At 75.1% G+C, this 21,259-nt stretch carries 20 protein-coding genes and 1 tRNA gene; 11 read left to right on the top strand and 10 right to left on the bottom strand.

The window, feature by feature from the left end; translation table 11 throughout:
* Nucleotides 1–45 precede the first annotated feature (45 nt).
* From ACZ56L_RS04280 to ACZ56L_RS04290, 3 genes are all read right to left on the bottom strand, one after another.
* Nucleotides 46–573, bottom strand: coding sequence for a DUF309 domain-containing protein (locus ACZ56L_RS04280; protein ID WP_471061318.1), 528 nt, complete (start codon nucleotides 571–573; stop codon nucleotides 46–48).
* A gap of 75 nt (nucleotides 574–648) precedes the next feature.
* Nucleotides 649–722 (bottom strand) — tRNA-Pro (locus tag ACZ56L_RS04285).
* 85 nt (nucleotides 723–807) lie between these two features.
* Nucleotides 808–1,923: a mechanosensitive ion channel family protein gene (locus ACZ56L_RS04290; RefSeq protein WP_471061321.1), complete on the bottom strand. Its 1,116-nt coding sequence runs from the start codon at nucleotides 1,921–1,923 to the stop codon at nucleotides 808–810.
* A 293-nt stretch (nucleotides 1,924–2,216) separates the two neighbouring features.
* On the opposite strand from ACZ56L_RS04290, the gene ACZ56L_RS04295 reads away from it, so the two are divergent.
* Complete coding sequence (locus ACZ56L_RS04295; protein WP_471061324.1) at nucleotides 2,217–2,693, top strand: N-acetyltransferase; 477 nt, start codon at nucleotides 2,217–2,219, stop codon at nucleotides 2,691–2,693.
* A 35-nt stretch (nucleotides 2,694–2,728) separates the two neighbouring features.
* Here the strand turns inward: ACZ56L_RS04295 and ACZ56L_RS04300 are convergent, their stop codons facing one another.
* Both ACZ56L_RS04300 and ACZ56L_RS04305 read right to left on the bottom strand, forming a co-directional pair.
* Entirely contained in the window at nucleotides 2,729–4,066 is a 1,338-nt protein-coding gene (locus ACZ56L_RS04300) for an MFS transporter (RefSeq protein ID WP_471061327.1), read from the bottom strand.
* Entirely contained in the window at nucleotides 4,063–4,728 is a 666-nt protein-coding gene (locus ACZ56L_RS04305; RefSeq protein ID WP_471061330.1) for a helix-turn-helix domain-containing protein, read from the bottom strand. Before ACZ56L_RS04305 ends, ACZ56L_RS04300 begins: the two co-directional genes overlap by 4 nt.
* Nucleotides 4,729–4,813: 85 nt before the next feature.
* On the opposite strand from ACZ56L_RS04305, the gene ACZ56L_RS04310 reads away from it, so the two are divergent.
* Nucleotides 4,814–5,389 carry a GNAT family N-acetyltransferase gene (locus ACZ56L_RS04310; RefSeq protein WP_471061333.1) on the top strand — a complete coding sequence of 192 codons (576 nt, stop codon included), beginning with the start codon at nucleotides 4,814–4,816 and terminating at the stop codon, nucleotides 5,387–5,389.
* A 133-nt stretch (nucleotides 5,390–5,522) separates the two neighbouring features.
* Nucleotides 5,523–6,761, top strand: a complete 1,239-nt coding sequence (locus tag ACZ56L_RS04315; protein ID WP_471061336.1) for a metallophosphoesterase — start codon at nucleotides 5,523–5,525, stop codon at nucleotides 6,759–6,761.
* A 133-nt stretch (nucleotides 6,762–6,894) separates the two neighbouring features.
* Here the strand turns inward: ACZ56L_RS04315 and ACZ56L_RS04320 are convergent, their stop codons facing one another.
* Together ACZ56L_RS04320 and ACZ56L_RS04325 are read right to left on the bottom strand one after the other, a co-directional pair.
* Nucleotides 6,895–7,197 carry a DUF6355 family natural product biosynthesis protein gene (locus tag ACZ56L_RS04320; RefSeq protein ID WP_401759478.1) on the bottom strand — a complete coding sequence of 101 codons (303 nt, stop codon included), beginning with the start codon at nucleotides 7,195–7,197 and terminating at the stop codon, nucleotides 6,895–6,897.
* Between the two features lie 111 nt (nucleotides 7,198–7,308).
* Complete coding sequence (locus ACZ56L_RS04325; protein WP_471061339.1) at nucleotides 7,309–8,475, bottom strand: MerR family transcriptional regulator; 1,167 nt, start codon at nucleotides 8,473–8,475, stop codon at nucleotides 7,309–7,311.
* A gap of 165 nt (nucleotides 8,476–8,640) precedes the next feature.
* Here ACZ56L_RS04325 and ACZ56L_RS04330 point away from each other — a divergent pair, with 165 nt between their 5' ends.
* Entirely contained in the window at nucleotides 8,641–9,477 is an 837-nt protein-coding gene (locus tag ACZ56L_RS04330; RefSeq protein ID WP_468684756.1) for an ATP-grasp domain-containing protein, read from the top strand.
* A 103-nt stretch (nucleotides 9,478–9,580) separates the two neighbouring features.
* On the opposite strand, the gene ACZ56L_RS04335 is transcribed toward ACZ56L_RS04330, so the two are convergent.
* From ACZ56L_RS04335 to ACZ56L_RS04345, 3 genes are all read right to left on the bottom strand, one after another.
* Nucleotides 9,581–11,521 carry an ABC transporter permease gene (locus ACZ56L_RS04335; protein WP_471061342.1) on the bottom strand — a complete coding sequence of 647 codons (1,941 nt, stop codon included), beginning with the start codon at nucleotides 11,519–11,521 and terminating at the stop codon, nucleotides 9,581–9,583.
* 122 nt (nucleotides 11,522–11,643) lie between these two features.
* On the bottom strand, nucleotides 11,644–12,456 hold the full coding sequence (modA, locus tag ACZ56L_RS04340; RefSeq protein ID WP_401759487.1) for a molybdate ABC transporter substrate-binding protein: 813 nt from the start codon (nucleotides 12,454–12,456) through the stop codon (nucleotides 11,644–11,646).
* 49 nt (nucleotides 12,457–12,505) lie between these two features.
* The gene (locus tag ACZ56L_RS04345; protein ID WP_345218812.1) at nucleotides 12,506–12,901 is read right to left on the bottom strand and encodes a TOBE domain-containing protein; all 396 of its coding nucleotides are present in this window, start codon (nucleotides 12,899–12,901) and stop codon (nucleotides 12,506–12,508) included.
* A 343-nt stretch (nucleotides 12,902–13,244) separates the two neighbouring features.
* Between ACZ56L_RS04345 and cqsA the strand changes: the two genes are divergently transcribed.
* The 7 genes from cqsA to ACZ56L_RS04380 all read left to right on the top strand — a co-directional run bounded on the left by cqsA (nucleotide 13,245) and on the right by ACZ56L_RS04380 (nucleotide 21,195).
* Nucleotides 13,245–14,438 carry an alpha-hydroxyketone-type quorum-sensing autoinducer synthase gene (cqsA, locus tag ACZ56L_RS04350; RefSeq protein WP_468684760.1) on the top strand — a complete coding sequence of 398 codons (1,194 nt, stop codon included), beginning with the start codon at nucleotides 13,245–13,247 and terminating at the stop codon, nucleotides 14,436–14,438.
* A 35-nt stretch (nucleotides 14,439–14,473) separates the two neighbouring features.
* Nucleotides 14,474–14,722: an acyl carrier protein gene (locus ACZ56L_RS04355; RefSeq protein WP_345218819.1), complete on the top strand. Its 249-nt coding sequence runs from the start codon at nucleotides 14,474–14,476 to the stop codon at nucleotides 14,720–14,722.
* Between the two features lie 257 nt (nucleotides 14,723–14,979).
* Nucleotides 14,980–16,188: a beta-ketoacyl-[acyl-carrier-protein] synthase family protein gene (locus ACZ56L_RS04360; RefSeq protein WP_468684762.1), complete on the top strand. Its 1,209-nt coding sequence runs from the start codon at nucleotides 14,980–14,982 to the stop codon at nucleotides 16,186–16,188.
* Nucleotides 16,185–17,258, top strand: coding sequence for a beta-ketoacyl synthase N-terminal-like domain-containing protein (locus ACZ56L_RS04365; RefSeq protein ID WP_471061347.1), 1,074 nt, complete (start codon nucleotides 16,185–16,187; stop codon nucleotides 17,256–17,258). Before ACZ56L_RS04360 ends, ACZ56L_RS04365 begins: the two co-directional genes overlap by 4 nt.
* Nucleotide 17,259: 1 nt before the next feature.
* Nucleotides 17,260–18,015, top strand: coding sequence for a beta-ketoacyl-ACP reductase (gene fabG / locus ACZ56L_RS04370; RefSeq protein ID WP_345218825.1), 756 nt, complete (start codon nucleotides 17,260–17,262; stop codon nucleotides 18,013–18,015).
* Nucleotides 18,016–18,413: 398 nt separating this feature from the next.
* The gene (locus tag ACZ56L_RS04375; protein WP_471061350.1) at nucleotides 18,414–20,447 is read left to right on the top strand and encodes a phytoene desaturase family protein; all 2,034 of its coding nucleotides are present in this window, start codon (nucleotides 18,414–18,416) and stop codon (nucleotides 20,445–20,447) included.
* 199 nt (nucleotides 20,448–20,646) lie between these two features.
* Nucleotides 20,647–21,195 (top strand): heme-binding beta-barrel domain-containing protein, encoded by a 549-nt coding sequence (locus ACZ56L_RS04380; RefSeq protein WP_345218830.1) that lies wholly within the window; start codon nucleotides 20,647–20,649, stop codon nucleotides 21,193–21,195.
* Nucleotides 21,196–21,259 lie beyond the last annotated feature (64 nt).

A 21,259-nucleotide genomic window follows, 5' to 3' on the forward strand; every position in this document is an offset into this window, starting at 1 on the left:
CCCCCGGACCCTCCTCCGGCCCCCGGAGCCCCCGCCCGCGACGGCTCAGCCCCTCCGCCGCGGGCGGCCGGCGACCCGCACCTCACCCCCGCGCAACTGAAGCGCCTCCACCCGGGCGTCCACCGCGGGCGCGCCCGGCGCCCCGACCCGTTCCGACAGCGCCCGCGCCCACGCCTGTACGTGCCCCAGGTCCATCCCGTGGTCCGCGCCCGTGTACGAGGCCAGCCCCTCGGCGCCCCGCAGCAGCAACCGCGCGCCCCCCGTGGCATTGCCCCGGGCCGCGTGCGTCAGCCCCACCGCCACCTGCGCCAGCGCCCGCCACAGCGGAGCCTCCTGCGGCGGGCCCGCCTTCCACGCGTCCTCGAACACCTCGTGCGCGTGGAAGGGCATCCCCGCGTCCAGCAGCCGCTGCGCCTCGCGCACCGACTCGGCGGGGGAGCGGACCACCCCCTCCGGCTGCCGCTCCACCCCCGGCGTCCCGTACGGCAACGGCCTCCCGAGGCCGTCCCGCGGCCGCGCGTTGCGCGCCCGCCCCTCGCCGTCCCGGTCGCGCCGCCCGTCCCTGTCAGCCATCGTTCCTCCCGGAAATACGGAAAAGCCCGTATCAGAATCTTCTGATACGGGCTCCGACCTGCGATGTACCGCCGGTCGGGACGACAGGATTTGAACCTGCGACCCCTTGACCCCCAGTCAAGTGCGCTACCAAGCTGCGCCACGTCCCGGTGCGCGCCTGACCTGGGCTTTCCCCCTGGCTGGGCGCGCATGAGAACAATACCCCACCTTCACCGGAGGTCCGAACCGCGGTGCCTACGGTGCGCTCTGCTCCGGCGTCGGCGCGGAGCGGCGCTGCTGCGGGATGCCCGGTGCCAGGAGCGGAACGAGGTCCGGCTGCGGCTCGCCCTGCACCACGGTCACGTTCCGTGCCGGGGCCGGCACCCGGATGCCCTCCACCAGGTACCGCTGGTGCAGGCGCTTGATGAACTCGTGCTGGACCCGGTACTGGTCGCTGAACTCGCCCACGCCCAGGACCACCGTGAACCCGATCCGGGAGTCCCCGAAGGTGTGGAAGCGCACCGCGGGCTCGTGCTCGGGCACCGCGCCGGTGATCTCCTTCATCACCTCCGCGACGACCTCCGTCGTGACCCGCTCGACGTGCTCCAGGTCGCTGGTGTAGGCGACGCCGACCTGCACGTTGATCTGGAGCTGCTGCTCGGGGCGGCTGTAGTTGGTCATGTTCGTGCCCGCGAGCTGGACGTTCGGAATGATCACCAGGTTGTTGGAGAGCTGGCGCACGACGGTGTTGCGCCAGTTGATGTCGACGACGTACCCCTCCTCGCCGCTGCTGAGCCGGATGTAGTCACCGGGCCGCACGGTCTTCGACGCGAGGATGTGCACGCCCGCGAAGAGGTTCGCCAAGGTGTCCTGGAGCGCCAGCGCGACCGCCAGGCCGCCGACGCCGAGCGCGGTCAGCAGCGGGGCGATCGAGACGCCCAGGGTCTGCAGCAGCACCAGGAAGCCCATCGCGACGACCACCACCCGCGTGATGTTCGCGAAGATCGTCGCCGACCCGGCCACCCCCGACCGGGACTGCGCCACGGACCGCACCAGACCGGTCGCCATCCGGGCCGCCGTCAGGGTGCCCGCCAGGATCAGCGCGGCGGTCAGTACCCGGGTCACGTTCTGTCCGGTGCGGGCGGTCAGCGGCAGTGCCGCGGCGGCGACCGCGATCCCGGCCGCGATCGCGGCGACGGGGACCAGTGTCCGTACCGCGTCCACCATCATGTCGTCGCCGCCCCAGCGCGTACGGCTGGCCCGCTCGCCCAGCCAGCGCAGCAGCATCCGCAGCAGGAGGGCGGCGAGCAGGCCCGCGGCCGCCGCGATTCCGGCGACGACCAGGTCGCTCAGGGCGAGGGCGCGCTCCATCAGTGCGCCCCCCGGGCCGTCGGCACGGCCGAGCGACTGCGGTCGAATTGCCCCTGGGGGCGGCATATGTGAGGTGTCGTCACCTTGGTCACCTGCTCATTCCGGTCGTACGGGCACACCGGGACAGCGCCGTTCCTGACGGGCCGTCCGGTGCGGACGCCATCCTGCCGCATCCCCGCCGGACCCCCTGCGGCGGCCACGGCTTGCGGCCGGCGCCCGTGCGGCGGCGCGGGGGAGCCGGGGACCGCCCCGGGGCCGTGAAACCGCTTGACCGCACTTCGTACGCTGCTCCCATGACCGCAACGCCCCCTCCGGGCCTCCGCCTGGCGGAGATCACCCCCGCCACCCTCGACGCTGCGCTCGGCATCGAGGTCCGGCCCGACCAGGCGCACCTGGTGGCGCCGGTCGTGAAGTCCCTCGCCCAGGCGTACGTCCACGGGAAGACCGCCTGGCCGCGCCTGGTCCTGGACGGGGACCGCCCGGTGGCCTTCCTGATGGCCTTCCTGGACATCGACTTCGCGGGCGACGGGACGAGGCGCGACCTGCGCTCCGGCCTCTGGCGCCTGAACGTCGCGGCGGACGAGCAGGGCCGAGGCCGCTTCGCGGTGGAGTCCGTCGCCGCCGAGATCCGCCGCCGCGGCGGCACCCGCATGACGGTCACCTACCACCCGGGCCCGGCCGGCCCCGAGGCCTTCTACGCGGGACTGGGTTTCCGCCCCACCGGCGAGACCAGCGGCGACGAGACGGTCGCCGAGCTGGCCCTCACATAACCGTCCTGCCGGTGCGGGCGCCCCCGCACCGGCGCTCACCCCCGTGTCTGGACGACCGCCTCGCCGCCCTTCCCCTCGGGCTGCGCCACGGACACCGCCGTCGGCCTGCGCACCCACAGCAGCGCCCCGCAGAGCACCGCCGCACCCGCCAGCAGCCACGGGCCCGCCCCCGCCGGCACGGCACCCAGCACGATCCCGCTCAGCCCGGCCGTCACCTGCAACGCCAGCGACTGCACCGACAGTGCCGTTGCCCGCTGCGCGCTGGTCACCCGGCGGTGCAGCAGCTCGTTCTCGTTCGGGCCCGCCGAGCCGAGCCCCAGATAGAACAGCCCGTAGCCGACCAGCGCGACCCCGATGGCCAGGGGTGACACCGACAGCGCCGTCACCCCGAGCAGCGCCAGCCCGCACGCCGACACCCCCAGACCGGCCAGCACCGCCCGCTCCCCGCTCCGTGTCCAGCGCGCCGTCAGCGGTGCCAGCGCACTGCCGCAACCCGCCAGCGCGAACCCCGCGCAGCCCACCAGGGAGTACGCCAGCGCCCCCGACTCCAGGGCCCCGGTGACGCCGGCCGCCCGGACCGGCAGCAGCAGCTCCATCGCGGCCAGGCCCACCCCGGCCGCCGCCGCGCTCAGCAGCACCCGGCGCACCGTCACCTCGCGGGCCCCCAGCCGCACCCCGTCGAGCACCGTGGCCGGCACGCCCCGCAGCACGCCGCGCAGCGTGCTCGGGGCGCGCGGCGGCTCCCGCAGGGCGGACAGGACGTACAGCACGAAGACGACGGCGACGGCGGCGCCCGTCAGCCTCGGCACGGACATGGGGACGACGGCTCCCCCGGTGGCCCGTCCCAGCCACGACCCGAGGTCCGGGCCGAGCCCGATCAGCAGCGGGAGTGTGCCGCCGACCAGGGAGCCCGCCCCCAGGCCGACGGAGGCGGCGGTGCCGCCGTGTGCCAGGCCGGTGCGCAGATCGGCGTCGGGCCCGCCGTGGGCCTGCACGGTGTCGACGTACCAGGCCTCGGCGGGCCCGCTGGACAGGGCGCGCCCGGCGCCCATCAGGGCCATGCTGACGGCCAGCATCGCGGGCGAGGCCACCACGGCCTGGAGGGTGAGCGCGGCGGTGTTGAGGAGCCCGGCGGCGGCCAGTACCGGGCGGCGGCCCAGTACGTCGGAGAGCCCGCCGGTGGGCAGTTCCAGTACGGCGGCGGTGACGGAGTGCGCGGCGAAGCACGCGGCGACGGCGGCCAGGCCCAGGCCGCGTTCGGTGAAGAGCAGCACGGCCGTGCCGAAGCCCAGCCCGATCGGGAGCCAGAACAGCAGGGTGACCACGACGTAGCGGCGGCGCGCGGTCCGCAGGACATCGGGGGAGGGCTTCATGTCGCACCGTCACCCATGTCCGAAGTCGTCCGCGGGTCAGGGGCGCCGCGCTGTGCCAGGGGGAGTGCGGCGGTGAGGAGGACGACCTGTTCGGCGCGCGGATCGCCGGCGTCGCGGGCGGAGAGCTCCGCCAGCTTCTCCTCGAAGGCCCGTTGCAGTTCCGTCGCCGACTCCGGGGTCAGGCGCGGCATCAGGTCGCTGATGCCCGACGGCTCCGCCCAGTCGGGGCCGAGAAGCCCCTCGGCCATGTCCGCCTCGTGCTGCACCAGTGCCGTCCGCAGGTGGTCGAGCTGCTGCCGGCGCGTGAAGTCGAGGAAGGTGCGGCCCGCCGGGTCCGCGTGCATCGCCTCGTTGTTCCAGCGGGTCACGGTGTGTGCCGACCGCCAGCGGCGCTCGCGCCCGTCCCGGTGCTCCGCCTCCTCGACGAAGGCGTACTTCGCCAGCACCCGCAGGTGGTAGCTGGTCGAGGCGGACGACTCGCCGGTCCGGGCGGCCAGCTCGCTCGCCGTGCCCGGCCCGTGCTGCCGCAACAGGCCGAGCAGCCGGATGCGCAAGGGGTGGGTGAGGGCCTTGAGGGCCGCCAGGTCCTGTGCCGGGTCCAGCACGCGATCGTGTTCCGCCGACCGGTCCGGACGCTCGTTCGCCTGTTCCTCGTTTCCCATGTCCGGCAGCGTAGGACGGTCGCCCCACTCTGCAAAAGTATTTTTGCAGAAATAATTTGGGAAACCCTTTCGCTACTGTCCGCGCATGCGCATCTACCGTGCCGACGTGGCCGAACGTGCCGACGACCTGGTCTCCGTCTACGCGGAGGTCTTCACCGCCCCGCCCTGGAACGAGCCCGCCGACGCCGTCCCGGCCTTCCGGGAGCGCCTGGACACCGACCGGCGCCGTCCCGGCTTCCGCGCCGCCGTGGCCCCCGCCCGCGACGGGGGGCCCGGCGCGGCCGGGTTCGCCAGCGGCTGGACCACCCCCGGCCCGTTCCCCGCCGACCGCTCGGCCGGCCGCGTCGCCGGTCACGTCGCCGCCCAGCTCGGCCTCCGGCTCCGTCCCCTCCTGGTCGGGGCGTTCCAGGTGGACGAGCTGGCGGTACGTCCCTGCGCCCGCGGCACGGGTCTCGGCCGCCGCCTGCTGGCCGCCGTCTGCGACGGGGCCGCGCGGGACGGCCGCGTCTGGCTGCTGACCGCCCGTTCCGCCCCGGACGCCGTGGCCTTCTACCGGCGGCTCGGCTGGCACGAGGTCCTTCCGGAGCCCGGCGCGGACCCGGGCGACGTCGTCGTCTTCCTCGCCCCCGGCCACCCGGGAGCGGCCTCCGTCGCCCCGTGACCCGCCCCTCCGCGCCGGTTCCGGGGCAAAACGGCCCCCGGCCGTCGCCGTCCACAAACTCGCCCCCATACCTCCGCCCGGTGTTCGCCCCGCGGCCTTCCGCCCTTCCGTAGTGCTGTGGGACAACGCATCCATGTGCGACGACGACCTCATCCCGCCCCGCCCCGACCTCACCGAGGCCCAGTGGCTGCGCGCCGAACCCGAGCTGGCCGCCGGGCCGGTGGGCGACCGCGTCCGCGCCATGGGCACCGTGCGCAGACGCGCCCTGCTGGGCGGCGCGGCCGCCGGGGCGGCACTCGCCGCCCTGCCCGGCCATGCCGCGGCGCAGGCCCGTACCGCAGGAGCCGTACGACCCCGCGGGGCCGCCGCGGACGCCTTCCCCTTCCCCCAACGACCCAACGGTCAGGGCGAGTTCGCGGTCCTGATCACCGGCGACGCGGGTACCGGCACGGCGGAGCAGCACGCCGTGGCCGCCGCCGCCCGGGAGGTCTGCCGCCGCGAGGGCGTCGGCGTGGCCGTCGGCCTCGGCGACAACATCTACGAGAACGGCCCCGAGTCCGACACCGACGACGAGTTCCGGACCAAGTTCGAGGAGCCCAACACCGGCCTCGACATGCCCTGGCTGATGGTCCTCGGCAACCACGACTGCTCCGGCCTGGTCCCGGGCAGCGGCGGCGACCCCTCCCGGGGCGACCGCGAGGTCTCCTACGCCCGCTCCTCCCGCCGCTGGCACATGCCCAGCCGCTACTACACCGCCGCCCTGCCCGCCGGCGGCGCCGACCCCGTGATCGAGTTCTTCGCCCTCGACACCAACCCGGTCGCCTCCACCGTCACCCAGCTCGACCCGCACTACTACTGGAACGGCCCCTACATGCGCGCCCAGCGCGCCTGGCTCGACGGCGCCCTCGCGGCCTCCCGGGCCCGCTGGAAGGTCGTCATCGGCCACCACCCCTACCTCAACAACGGCAGGCACGGCAGTGCCGGAACCTACGACGGCTTCCTCGTCGGCCACTACACCCGCGGCATCCACCTCAAGGAGCTGTACGAGGAGGTCGTCGTCGGCCGCGCCGACCTGATCCTCTCCGGCCACGACCACACCCTCCAGCTCCTGGAGCCCACCACCCGCACCGCCGGCACCCGGCAGATCGTCTGCGGCGCGTCCGCCAAGTCCGGTGACGGCCGCGCCCACGGAAAACACCCCGCCGCCTGGCAGAACTTCTCCGACCACGGGTTCATGGTGCTCAAGGTCTCCGACCGGGCGATGACCGTCGACGCCTACACGGTCGACGTCCCGACCCGCACCGCCCGCCTGGTCCACACCACCCGCACCACCACTCCCGTACGGGCCCCGGCAGGAGCGGTGCACGGCTGAGAAGACCCCCGGGGTGGCGGGCCCGGCCCCCGCCGTGCCCTGCGCCGCGTCTGCGCGTGCCGGGGGAGAGGCGCGCAGATCCCGCCCGGCGCACCGGGCGGGCCGGGGGTCCGGCCCGCCCCGGGTGCGGGGATCAGCAGGTGCGCCCCGTGTAGTGAGCGTTGTTGATCTTGCTGCCTGCGCCCAGCCAGGTCCTGCCCGGGGACACGCAACGCTCGTAGTCGGGGGCCCAGTTGGCGTCCACCTTGATGATGACGTGCGAGCCGTCGGCGGTGCAGTGGTGGTAGAAGGCGTCACTGCCGGTCTTGTAGAACCCGCACGGGTACTTGACCGCGACCGGCGCGACGCCCGAGGTGGCGGCGTTCGCCGCGCCGATCGGGGCGAGGACGAGGGCGACGGCGCCGACGGCGGTCAGCAGAAAACGGGGCACACGCATGGTGAATCTCCTGGTCCAGAACACGGTGGGCCGCCGCTCGGCGGCCACGGACGCGCGGTCCGGCAACCCGTCCGCGCACCCGCCGACCCTCGCGCCCCCGTCCCCGCGCAGTCACGCCGCTTCCCCCGCGGGGGTGGTGTCTTCGCCCGAACGGCGCACATCGGCGACCACGGAGCTGACGTTGTCCGGCCCGCCGAGCGCGTTCGCCCGGTCCACCAGCTCCCGAACCGCCTCGTTCGGCTCCCCGGCCCGCGCCAGCACCTCACGGATCTCGCCGGTGGGCACCACCGCCGACAGTCCGTCCGAGCACAGCAGATACCGGTCGCCGGGCAGCGCGTCCTGCAACCGCACCTCGGCAGCCGCGTCCGGTGAGCTCTCGTCCGTCGTCAACGCCCTTGCCAGCAGAGCCCGTTGGGGGTGGGACGCGGCTTCCTCCGGGGTGAGCCGGCCCTCCGCCACGAGCGCGTGCACCACCGTGTGGTCGGTGGTGATCTGGAACAGCCCGCCGCCTCGCAGCAGATACGCCTGCGAGTCCCCGATGTGCACGAGCGCCAACCGCGACCCCGTCCACAGCATCGCGGTGAGCGTGGTCCCGGCCCCCTCGCCCGGTGGCCCGCCCGCGCTCCGTACCGCATGCCGGGCCTCCTCGACGGCGTCCTCCAGCGCGTTCAGCACACCACCGGCCGCCACACCACCGGCCGTCCCCCCGTGGGCCCGCGCCGGGAGCGCGTCCGTCGCGCGGGCGTCCGCCTCCAGCCGCCGCAGGGCCGCCACGGCCGCGGCCCCGGCCGGCGCCCCCGCCGTCCCGAATCCGTCGGCGACGGCCAGCAGCCGCGCCCCCGCGTACGCCGTGTCCTGATTGCTCTCCCGCACCCGCCCCGCGTCCGACAGGGCCGCGTACCGCAGCTCCAGCGGCGCCGTCACCGCCCCGCCGCCGCCCGACAGCTCACCGACGAGGAGGGCGGCCAGGTCCCGGCGCTGTGCGGTGTCGGCCTCGACCTCCGCCCAGTACGCCCGCACCTCGTCGGCGGCCCCGGCGGGGTCCCGCGCGCAGACCTCGCGGATGCGCGCCAGCGGCATCCCGAGCCGCCGCAGCCACGCCACCAGACGCGCCCGCTCCAACTGCCCCACCGCGTAGAAGCGGTACCCGGTCACCGGATCGACCCGCACCGGAGTCAGCAGCCCCAACTCGTCGTACAGCCGCAGTGCCTTGGGCGACAGCCGCGACGCCCTCGCGAATGCCCCGATCGTCAACAGCCCCGCGTCCGAAGCCCCCACGTGCCCTCTCCTCCCCGCACCGGACCCCGCGGCCCGGTGCCCCCGATGCTGCGCCCTGCCCCAGGGGCAAGGTCGACCAGTGCCTGCGCCAGTCCTCTGACCAGCATGTTCGCACCCGCCGCTAGGCTGAGCACCCGCAACCCCAGGCACCCCAGGAGTCACATCGTGCCCACCCGCCCCCACCGCAGGCCCCGTCTCCTGCACGTCAGCGACCTCGCCTATCCGGCACGCGGACGCCGCTACTGCGACGAGGACCTGCACCTCTTCGCCCGGCTGCGCGAGGACTTCGACGCCGCTCTGTGCCACCCGCTGGACGCCGCCGCCCTGATGGGCTCCTTCGACGCGGTCCTCGTCCGCAACACCGGTCCCGTCCTGCACTACCAGGAGGCCTACGACGCCTTCCGCGCCCAGGCCCTCGCCGACGGCGTCCGCGTCTACAACCCGCTCACCGGCCGCGCCGACATGGCGGGCAAGCAGTACCTCCTGGACCTCACCGCCGAGGGCCTGCCCGTCATCCCCACCGTCGACCGCCCCGACGACCTGGCCGCGCTCCCCGCCGCCGGTCTCTACGCGGTCAAGCCGAAGGCGGGCGCGGACTCCATAGGCCTCCAGTTCGTCCCCCGCGAGGCCCTGCCGCCGCTCGCCACCGGCGCGAACCTCATCCAGCCCCGCATCGACTTCCGGTACGAGGTCTCCTTCACGTACATCGACGACGTCTTCCAGTACGCCTTGTACGCCCCCGACCCGGACCGCCGCTGGGAACTGGTCCCGTACGAGCCCACCGCGGCCGACCTGGCCTTCGCCGACCGCTTCATCGCCTGGAACACGCTCTCCCACGGCATCCAGCGCGTCGACGCCTGCCGCACCCGGGACGGCGCCCTCCTCCTGGTCGAACTGGAGGACCTCAACCCCTACCTCTCCCTCGACCGGGTCGCCGCTCCCGTCCGCGACGCCTTCGTCACCGCCCTCAAGGCGTCCCTCCGGGCCTTCCTGAGCACCTGAGGCACACGGGTGGGCGAGTGTGCGCACTCCGTGCGGCGAAGGGACGGCCGGCCCGGACGGCCGGGGGTCCCGCGCCTCGGGAGTACGGCCGGTCCGGCGGCTTTCACAGCCGCACCACCGTCACCTCCGTCGCCTTCACGCTCGTCCACACCGGTGTGCCGTCCGCCAGCCCCAGCTCCGCCACGGCCTGCGGCGTCACTTCCGCCACCAGGTCGGGAGCCTCGTCGGAGGTGACCAGCAGCCGCAGCCGCGACCCGCTCGCGGTGATCTCGCGCACCGTGCCGGACCAGACGTTCCGCGGGCTGCCGCCCGGGCGCTCCCGGTGCACCGACACCGCCTCCGGCGCGATGACCGCCAGTGCCTCCGTGCCCGCCGGCAGCGGCTCCGCCACCACCAGCGCACCGCCGCCCGGCAGGTCCAGCCCCTCGGCGGTCGCCGTCCCCGGCCAGGCGTTGCGGCCCAGCATCCGGGCCACCCACGGGGAGCGGGGGTGACGGGTCACCTCGGCGGGCGGCGCGTCCTGCAGCACCCGCCCCCCGTCCAGTACGAGGACCCGGTCGGCCAGTGACACCGCCTCGACCGGGTCGTGCGTGACGATCAGGCAGACCCCGCCGAACCCGGCCAGGTGCGCGCGCAGGGTGTGCCGCACCCGCGCCCGCGTCGTCTGGTCCAGCGCGGAGAGCGGCTCGTCCAGCAGCAGCAGCCGGGGCCGCGACGCCAGCGCCCGGGCCAGCGCGATGCGTTGGGCCTGTCCGCCCGACACCTCGGCGGGCTTGCGGTGCGCCAGCGCGCCCACCCCGAGCCGCTCCAGCCACTCCCGCGCCTCCCGGCGCGCCCGCGCACGCGGCACCCCCCGGGCCCGCAGCCCGTACGCCGTGTTGCCGAGCGCGCTCAGGTGCGGGAACAGCGCCCCGTCCTGCGGCACCCAGGCCACCCCCCGCCGGTGCGGCGGCAGGGCGGTCACGTCGTCGGCGCCCAGCCGCAGCACGGCGTGGGCGCGCGGGGTGAGCCCGAGCAGGGCGCGCAACAGGGTGGTCTTGCCGGCCCCGTTGGGCCCGACGACGGCGAGCGTGGTGCCGGGGGAGGCGTGGAGGCCGAGCTCGTTGAAACCGGTCACCTCGGCGCGCAGGGACCACCTCTCGCCGGAAGGCGGGGGAGCGGCGGGCCGGGGGGCCGCGGCCGGGGGCACGGCGTCCGCCGCGGACTGCTGCTCGGGCGCGGGCGGCCGGGACGCAACGGCCGGCCGCGGCGACCCCGTCCACCGCCCCCGCAGCCCCACCAGCACCGCCATCGCGATCACCAGCAGCAGCAGCGACACCGATGTCGCCGCCTGCGGGTCCTCCTGCAACAGCAGGTACACCTGGAGCGGAAGCGTCTGCGTGGTGCCCGGCAGGTTCCCCGCGAAGGTGATCGTCGCACCGAACTCGCCGAGCGCGCGCGCCCAGGTCAGCGCCGCGCCCGCGATCAGCCCGGGAGCCACCATCGGCAGCGTCACGGTGAGGAAGACCCGTACCGGCGAAGCGCCCAGCGACGCCGCCGTCTCCTCGTACCGCGGCCTGAGCCCGCCGAGCGCCCCCTCCAGGCTGATCACCAGGAACGGCATCGCCACGAACGTCGCCGCCACCACTGCGCCCGCCGTCTCGAACGGCAGCGTGATCCCGAAGGCGCCCTCCAGCCATGGCCCCAGCACGCCCCGCCGCCCGAACGCCAGCAGCAGCGCCACCCCGCCGACCGTCGGCGGCAGCACCATGGGCAGCAGCACCAGCGAACGCACCAGCGCCTTCCCGGGGAACTCCACCCGCGCCAGCAGCCACGCCAGCGGCACCCCCAGCAGCAGGGAGAGCCCCAGCGACCAGAAGGAGACGTACAGCGACAGCCGGAGCGCCTCGACGACCTCGGGAGCGGTCAGGTGCCCCGCGACCTCGCCCCACGACGTACGGGTGAGGATGCCCACCAGCGGCAGCAGCAGGAACGCCACCGCCAGCGCCGCCGGCACGGCCAGGGCGGCGGGAGCACTGCGACGGCGGGGACGGAGGCGTTTCATCGGCTGTTCCTGGGCTCGGCGGTCGTCGTCCGTGCGGGTGGGGGAGTGGTTCATGGGGCTTCTGCGGTACGTGGCCGGTCCGCCCGCGGCACGTGAACCGCCACCGGCGGGCGGACCGCCCGCTACGGCTTCTGGAAGCCCGCGTCCTGGAGGATCTTCTGGGCCTCCGGCGACGACAGCCACGCCACGAACCGCTCCGCGCCCGCCGCGTTCCTGGACGCCTTGAGCGTGGCCGCCGGATAGGCGGCGACCGCGTTCTGCGCGTCCGGGATCTCCACGGCGTCGACCTTGCCCGCGGCGCCGGAGGCGTCCGTCCGGTACACGATGCCCGCGTCGGCCTCGCCGAGTTCCACCTTGCTGAGCACCGAACGCACGTCGGCCTCCTGCGAGACCGGCCGCACGGTGATCCGCTGCGCGTCGAGGACCTTCTGGCTGTACCGGCCGACCGGCACCGCGGGTGCCGCGAGGACGACCTTGAGCTTGCTGTCCGCGAGGTCCTTCAGCGCGCCGACCTTCTTCGGATTGCCCTTGCCGGTGGCGATGACCAGGCGGTTCCTGGCGATGACGGTCGGTTGGCCGGTTTCGGACGTCAGGCCGTCCATGGTCCTGGTGTCGGCGGTGACCAGGGCGTCGGCGGGGGAGCCCTGCTTGACCTGCGCGGCCAGCGCCTGCGAGCCGGCGAAGGAGAATTTGACCTTCGTGCCGGGGTGCGCCTTCTCGTACGCGGCGCCCGCCGTCCGGAAGACGTCCGTGAGCGAGGCGGCGGCCAGGACCGTCAGCTTCCCCCCGGAAGCCGCGGCCCCGGAGGCCGTCCCGCCCGTCTTCGTACCGCCGTCCGGTGTGCCGTCACCGCCCCCGCAGGCGGCGAGGGGGACGAGCAGGGCGGCGGTGAACAGGGCCGCCAGGGTGCGGCGGCCGGCCGGTGCGGTCTTCATGCGGGCTCCTGGGCTGCGGTGGGAGAAGTCACGGGCAAGGGGTCGGGGGTCACGCGCGGTCGATGTGCACGCTGGTGGACTTCACGCGGGCGGTGGCCTGCATGCCGACCTCCAGCCCCAGTTCCTCGACGGCCTCCCGGGTCAGGAGCGAGACGAGTCGGTGCGGCCCGGCCTGGATCTCCACCTGCGCCGCCACGTCGCCCAGCTTCACCGCGGTGACGATGCCGGGAAACGCGTTGCGGGCGGAGGTGTAGGAGGCGTCCTCCTCGCCGGGGGCGCTCTGGCCCACCTCGACGGAGAACGCCGCCAGCGCCCGGCCGTCGATGACGCGTCGGCCGCTCTCGTCGCGGTGGGTCTCGACCCGCCCCGCGTCGGCCCAGCGGCGGGCGGTGTCCGGGCTGACGCCGAGCAGACGGGCCGCCTGTCCGATTGTGTAGGACTGCATGTGCGGCAAGATAGGCGAATTTCTCGCGCACCTGCAAGGTTTTGGGTGGAAACCACATGGCAGGTGCGCCGGTGATTGGACGAATGACCGAAGGGGCGCCCAAAGGGGCGCGCAGGCGCATCCAGGGGAGTGAAGTGTGAGTTCACCCGCCGGTGTGCGCCGGGTCGGCGGGGAAGCGCCTGAGCTGCGCAAACCCGCCCCTCCCCGGAGGCGTGGACGTATGTCCTACGGATTCCGTGGTGCGAGGGCCGTCCGATTCGCCCCTAAGGTCTTGCCGGTCTTGTCAGTTCAGACTTCCCGGCCGGTTCTCCGGCCGGGGTTCCTGCCGACCGAGCGAGGTGTGATGTCCGGCGAACTGTCCTTCCTCCAGGACCGGTTGCAGGCATGGGGAATCCGCCAGGCGAGCTGGGGCGGCCCCCTCTACCGGGGGCGCGCGACACCCGGCCGCGCCGACCTCGCGCTCCTGTCCAACGACTACCTCGCGCTCGGCGGCCACCCCGTCGTCGTCGAGGCCCAGATCGCCAGCCTCCGTGCGTACGGCAACGGAGCTCTGATGTCGGGCGCGTTCACCGGCGACACCGATCCGCTGCGCCACCTGGAAGCGGACCTCGCCGACTGGCTGGACGCCCCCGCCGTGATGCTCTGCCAGTCCGGCTGGGCCGCCAACGTCGGCCTCATCCAGGCCATTTGCCCGCCCGGCGCACCGGTCTACGTGGACGAACTCGCCCATGCCTCCCTCTGGGAGGGAATCTCCGCCGCCACGGCGGTCGCCCGTCCCTTCCTCCACAACGACACCGAGAACCTCGAACGCCTCATCCGCCAATACGGACCCGGACTCATCGCCTTCGACACCCTCTACAGCGTCACCGGCGACCTCTGCCCCCTGCGGGACCTGACCGCCCTCGCCGCCCGCACCGGCTGCGAACTCGTCGCCGACGAGTCCCACACCCTGGGCGTCATCGGCCGCCAGGGCACGGGCCTGGTCCCCGCGCTCGGACTCACGGCCCGGATCGCCTACCGCACGGCGAGCCTCGCGAAGGCCTTCGCCGGCCGAGCCGGACTGATCGCCTGCCCCGAGGAGGTCGCGGGCTACCTCCCCTACCACTCCCTCGGCGCGGTGTTCTCCTCGACGCTCCTGCCCCACGACGTCGCGGGCCTCGCGGCCGCCCTGCGGGTGCTGCGCGAGGCCGACGACCGGCGGGAGCGCCTGGACCACAACGCGCGGGTGCTGCGCGAGGGCCTCACCGAGCTGGGCTACAACGTCACCCCCAGCGAGAGCCAGATCATCCCGCTCCAGCCGGGCACCGAGCACGGCGTACGCGTCCTCCAGCAGGCCCTGGACGCGCGGGGCGTGTTCGGCGCGGCCTTCGTGCCGCCGTCCGTGCCCAACCGGCGCTGCGTGCAACGCCTCTCCGTCCACTGCGAGCTGACCGCCGCCGACCTGGACCGCGTCCTGGAAGGCTGCGCGGCCGTACGCGACGAGGTCGGCCTGGCCGCCTGGAAATCCACCCGACGGCTGGCCGCCGCCCTCCCCTGACCCGCCGCCCGCCCCTGTACGAGAAGAGAACCACCATGCCGACCGTCGACATCCGCCAGGCCCGCATCACCGAGATCGTCTGCGACCGCCTGGAGCTGGAGCCCGAGGAGCTCGCCGAGACCGACCGCTTCGTCGAGGAGCACGGCGCGGACTCCCTCGCGCTGATCGGTGTACTGGCCGCGCTGGAGAAGGAGTTCAAGGTCACCATCGACCAGAGCGAGATGCCGCGCATGGCGCACCTGGCGGGAATCCGCGAGGTCCTCTCCGAGACGAAGGGCTGGTGACCGCCCCCGTGCCCCCCCACCACCCCGGACCGGCCTCCCCGGCGTCTCCCCCCGGACCCCCCGCCCCCGTCGAGGACCGCGCCCCCCTCGGGCGGCGGGGCCGTCCTCCGGGGGCGAGTGGGGCGTCCCCCGCTCGAACGGAGCCGAGAGCTCGAGGAAGGGCGGGCGAGGGGAGCGGTCCCGCCCGCTCCGGGCCCGCCCCGGTTCCGGCCCACCTCCATCGCCCCGCCCTCCCGCACCCCGTCCCGGCCCCCCGCGTGGTGATCACCGGCCTCGGCCCCCTCTCCAGCATCGGCACCGGCACGGCCCCCTTCACCACCGGCCTCCGCCAGGGCCGCTCCGGCGTCACCCCCATCACCGCCTTCGACACCACCGGCTTCGCCCACGCCAACGCCTGCCAGGTCCAGGACTTCGACCCCGCCCCCCTCCTCCACCGCCTGGACCCCGCCCACCACGGCCGCGCCGCCCAGTTCGCCGCCGCGGCGGCCCGCCTGGCCGTCGAGGACGCGGGTCTGACCGACGCCGACCTCGCCTCCGTACGCGTCCAGATCTCCGTCGGCACCACCGACGGCGAGTCGTACGACCTGGACCGCATCACCGAGGCCCACCTGCGCGGCGGCCTCCCCGCGGTCGCCCCGCAGGCCGCCCGCCGCGTCCCCGCCCCCCTCCTGGGCATCGCCGCCGCCCGCGAACTGAACCTGTCCGACGCCGAGGTCCTCACCATCGGAACGGCCTGTTCCGCCGGCAACTACTCCCTGGGCAACGGTCTCGACGCCATCCGCCACGGCGACGCCGACGTCGCCCTGTGCGGGGGCGCGGACGCCTTCTGCCGCAAGACCTTCACCGCGTTCTACCGGCTCGGCACCATCGCCCCCGACTGCTGCCGCCCCTTCGACACCGACCGCCGGGGCATCCTCACCGGCGAGGGCGCCGGGATGCTCCTGCTGGAAAGCCTCGACTCCGCACTCGCCAGGGGCGCCCGCGTCTACGCCGAGATCCTCGGATACGGGCTCAACTGCGACGCGTACCACCCCGTCGCCCCGCAGGAGGACAGCGTCGCCCGCTGCCTCCGGCTCGCCCTGGACGACGCCGGGGTGAAGCCCGCCGAGGTCGACCTGATCTCCGCCCACGGCACCGGCACCAAGGCCAACGACGTCACCGAGAGCCGCGCCATCCGCCAGGTCTACGGAAGCACCCCGCCCCGCACGGTCTCCCTGAAGTCCATGCTCGGCCACACCATGGGCGCGGCCTCCGCGCTCGGCGCGATCGCCTGCTCCCTCGCGATCACCCACGGCTTCATCCCGCCGACCATCAACCACCGCACCACCGACCCCGCGTGCGCCGTCGACTGCGTTCCCAACCACGCCGTCGCCGCCGACCTGCGCGTCGTCCAGAACAACGGCCTCGCCTTCGGCGGCAACAACGCGTCCGTGGTGCTCGGCCGGTACGAAGGAAGGACCCCGTGAACATCACCGCCTGGTCGGCGCTCTCCCCGTACGGGCACACCGCCGCCGACTTCTCGGCAGGCGTGCGCGACCGCCGCCCCACCGCCGCTCCCGTACCCGGCGTGGAGGGTCAACCCGGCTGCCTGGTACCGGACTTCGACCCCCGCGCCGTCCTCGGCAAGAAGGGCACCCGGGACATGAACCGGGTCACCGCCCTCGCCGTCACCGCCGTCGGCGCCGTCCTCGGCGACCGCACGGCAGGCGGTGCCCCGGACGGCTGCGGCGACGCCCGCGCCGCCTGCCCCGGACCCGACACCGCCCTCGTTCTCGGCACCACCACGGGCAGTGTCCAGTCCATGACCGACTTCACCCGCTCCTCCCTCACCGGGGAGCGCCCCTACGACGTCGAGCCCGGCGTCATCCCCAACAGCGTCATGAACTGCGCCGCCGCCCAGTGCGCCATCCGCCACCGCATCCAGGGCCCCAACACCACCCTGGCGGGCGGCCGCGCCGCCGCCCTCCTCGGCCTCCTCTACGCCCGCCGCCTGCTGCGGGCCGGACGCGCCCGCACCGTTCTGTGCGGGGCCGCCGAGGAGTACTCGCACGCCCGCGCCTGGCTCCAGGCCCGCAGCCGGGACGGCGCACCGGCCCTGCTGGGCGAAGGCGCGGCCGTCCTGCGCCTCACCCCGTCCGAACTCCCCGCCCGTACGCCCCCGTTGGCCACCGTCCTCGCCGTGCACACCCGTCACGCCCCGCCCGGGACCGACCCGGCCGACACCGTCCGGGCCACGGTCTCCGCCGCCCTGGGCCGGGCCCGTGTGGCCGCGTCCGACGTCTGGTCGGCCACCGGATCGGGGCTGGACACCGCCGAGGACGAGGCCCTGGACGCCCTCTTCCCCCGGCAGACCCGCGACCGCCTGCCCGCCGTCGGCCCGCTCGTCGGCGACACCGGAGCCGCCGCCTCCGCCCTCCAGCTCGCCGCGGTCCTGGCCGCCGCGGCACAGGCCCCGGGCGGCCACGCGGTCATCACCTCCACCGACGGACACGGACTGGCCGCCGCCACCGTCCTGCGGCTGGAAAGGGCACGCTGACATGACCCGACCCTCCCCCCTCGCCCCCAGGATCGCGCTGGTCAGCGGCGGTTCCCGGGGAATCGGCGCGGCGATCGTCCGCCGCCTGGCCCAGGACGGCTGGGACGTCGGCTTCTGCTACCGCTCCGACGAGGAAGCCGCCCGGTCGGTGGAGAAGGAGGCCGCCGGACTCGGCGTCCGCTGCCTCGCGGTCCGCGCCGACGTCTCCGACCCCGCACAGGCCGCGTCCTGGGTGTCCCGCACCGAGGACGAACTCGGCCCCGTCCTCGCCGTCGTCGCCAACGCGGGCATCACCCGCGACCGCCCGCTCGCGCTCATGTCCGACGACGACTGGCACCAGGTCATGGACACCAACCTGGACGGCGTCTTCCACACCTGCCGCGCCGCCGTCTTCCCCATGCTCAAGCGCCGCACCGGCCGTATCGTCGCCCTCTCCTCCGTCGTCGGCGTGCACGGCAACGCGGGCCAGACCAACTACAGCGCCGCCAAAGCCGGCGTCATCGGCTTCACGAAGGCCCTCGCCAAGGAGGTCGGCCCGCACGGCATCCGCGCCAACGTGGTCGCCCCCGGCCTCATCGACACGGACATGACCGACGCCCTGCCGGCCACCGCCCGCGACCGTCTCCTGTCCGCCATCGCCCTCCGCCGCTTCGGCACGGCCGCCGAAGTGGCCGCCCTGACCGCCTTCCTCGTCTCCGACCAGTCCTCCTACCTCACCGGCACGGTCCTCGAAGCCCACGGCGGACTCACCCTCTGATCTGCCGCTTCCCGTCCGCGAACACCCCGGTACGCGCTGCCCTCACCCCCGGCGGCCACCCCGGCCCGACCTCCCGGCACCCATCCGGCCCGCCCTTCGGCGCCGACCCGGCCCGCCCCCGCGGGGCTCAGCGCCCATGGCCACCCGGTCGACGGTCCACCTGCTCCGCCGGTCGAAGGTCCACGCGATCCGCCGGCCGTCGGTCCACCTCCCCGGCCCGGCCGACGGCCCCCGCCCCTCCCGCCCGGCGGCCACCGGCCGCGCCACCGGCGCGGCCGCCACCGGGCGGGGGCGAAAGGCCCCTCCGCCGCCCCTGACTCCGGGCACGGACCGCCCGTACCCCCACACCACCGCCCCCCGCGTCACCCCGCGCCCCCTACTTCCCCCGGAGGCCCACCGTGGCACAGCGCTTCCAGAAGTCCCGGCACCCCGCCGGACGCCCGCCCGCCCGCACCCCCCTCCCGTACGACCCGGTGACGGCGGCCCCCCGCGGCCTCCGCGCCTACGCCCCCACCGTCCACGCCCCGATCGCCGCCGCCCTGCGCGCCCTGCGCACCTACGACACCCTCGCGGTGCTGCCCCGGGGACTGCGCCCGTCCGCCTTCGCCACCGCGGTCCTGCGCGCCCTGCGTCCCGCACCGGCCCCGCCGGCCCCGAACACGCCCCGCCGGACACGCGGTTCGCGCGGCGCTCTCCGCGCTCCCACGCCATCGGCACCGCCCCGCGCCGCCCCCCGCCGCGACACCCCGCCGAGGCTCCGCCCCACGGCGCCCCGCCGCGCCGCCCCGGCCCCCGGCACCCGCCCGTACGACGCCGTCGTCATCGGCGGCGGCGTCGGCGGGCTCGTCTGCGCCGCCTACCTCGCGGTCTCCGGCCTGCGCGTCCTGCTCGCGGAACAGCACGACGTCACCGGCGGCAACGCCCAGGTCTTCCGCCGCCGCCGCGCCTACGAGTTCGACGTCGGCATGCACTACGTCGGCGACTGCGGCCCCGGCGGCCTCCTCCCCGCGATCCTCTCCGGGCTCGGCCTCGACGCCGACCGCGTCCCCTTCCGCCCGCTGGACCCGAACGGCTTCGACCGGATCGTCCTGCCCGGCACGACCCTCGACGTCCCGGCCGGCTGGAACAAGTACCTCAAGAGGCTCTGCGCCGCCCTCCCCGCCGAACGCCGCAACCTCACCCGCTGCGTCCACACCCTGCGCGACGTCGCCGCCGACCTCCGCTCCGGCATGACCACCCGGCCCGGCGCCGCCCGCGCCCCCCTGACCCGCGCCCTGCTCACCTGGGGCGGCCGCACCCTCGCCGAGCTGTACGACGCCTGCGCGCTCAGCCCCACCGCCCGCACCCTGGTCGCCGCCCAGTCGGGCAACTACGGAACCCCGCCCTCCACCACCCTCGCCGCCACCCACGCCACCATGCTCGACCACTACCTGCGCGGCGCGTACGCCCCCGTGGGCTCCGGCCAGACCATGATCGCGGGACTGGTCGAGGTCATCGAGGCACACGGCGGCGAGGTGCGCACCCGCTGCGCCGTGGAACGCGTCCTCGTCACCGACGACCGCCGGACCGAAGGCGTGCGCCTCACCACCGGCGAAACGATTCACGTCCCCCTCGTCGTCTCCAACGTCGACTACCGCCGCACCGTCCTCGACCTCTGCCGGGGCCGCGGCTTCTCCGCCGCCGTCCTGGACCGCACCCGCCGCGCCACCATGCGGGCCGCCGTGGCCACCGCGTACGTCGCCATGGACCGCCCGCTCGACCTGCCGAACACCAACATCTGGTGGTGGGGGAGCAGGGACATCGAGTCGGCCTACGCGCGCGCCCTCGGAGGCGACGGCTCCGACCCGGCCTTCGCCTTCCTCTCCTTCGGCTCCCTCAAGGACCCCGACAGCCGCGCGGTCTGCCCGCCCGGCCACAGCAACTTCCAGGTCATGACCCTGATGCCGCCCCTCGACGGCCCCCCGGGACGCTACCGCCGGGACCCCGCCTACGAGGCCGTCAAGAGCCGCCTGCGGGAGAACCTCGTCGACATCGCCGAGACCGTCCTCGGTCCCGTGCGCCCCCACCTCACCCACCTGGAAACCGCCACCGCGCACACCAACCACCGCTACATCCAGAACGGTTCGGGCACCCCGTACGGCTTCGACGACTGGGGCGGACACGGGCGCCGCCCCAGCATCCGCACCGGCGTCCACGGCCTCTACGCGGTCGGCGCCAACTCCAGCTTCGGCGCGGGGATCCTCGGCACCGCCCTCAGCGGCATCTCCGCCGCCGGCCGCATCCTCGGCCGCCCCCTCCTGTCGGAAGTCTGCGCCGGTACGACCCTGGGCCGCCCGGACCAACTCCCGCCCCGCCGCCACGACTTCGACCCCCTGCGCGTCTCCCGGGGCCGCGCCCGCCGGAACGCCCGCGGCCTCGCCGGCATCGGCTGACCCGCGCCCCGCACCTTTCGGCGCAGGGAGGGCCCCCGGGGGCGACGGCAACCGCCCCGCGAGCCCGGCGGGGGAGCCGTCGCCCGCGCGCCGGCCCGCCCGGCGCCGTCAGGCCGGACGATCTCCGGCCCGGACGCCCCGGAAGCACCCTAGGCTTCCCCCGCACACCCGTCGCCCCACCCTCCAGGAGCCCCCGCCCATGACCACCGGCCCCTCCCGCCCGCCCTTCCCCTTCCCCGACGCGGACCGCCCCGGGGCGAGCCCCGCCCCGCACCCCCTCCTGGCCCCGGTCGTGGACCTGCTCGGCACCTGGCAGGGCCGCGGCACGGGCTCGTACCCCAGCCTGGAGAGCGACTTCGCCTACGCGCAGGAAGTCACCCTCACCCACGACGGCCGCCCCTTCCTGCACTACGAGGCCCGCGCCTGGCTGATCGACGCCGACGGCACACCCCTGCGCCCGTCCGCCCGCGAGAGCGGCTGGTGGCGCCTCCAGCCCGACGGGCGGATCGAGGCCCTCATCACCCAGCCCACCGGCATCGCCGAGATCTCCGTGGGCCGGGCGACGGCCGACGCCGTCGAACTCGTCACCGAGCAGGTCGCCGTCACCCCCACCGCGAAGGAGGTCAAGGCCACCCGCCGCCGCTACACCCGCACCGAGGCCGGCACCCTGACCTTCACCCACGACCTCGCCGCCGTCGGCCACCCCCTCCAGCACCACCTCGCGGCGCACCTCCACCGCACCGCCTGACCCGCCCCGGCCCCCACGCGCGGCGGGCCCTCGCGGCAGGCGGCGCGGTACGTACCGCACACGC

The organism is Streptomyces sp. NPDC039736, from assembly GCF_055596485.1.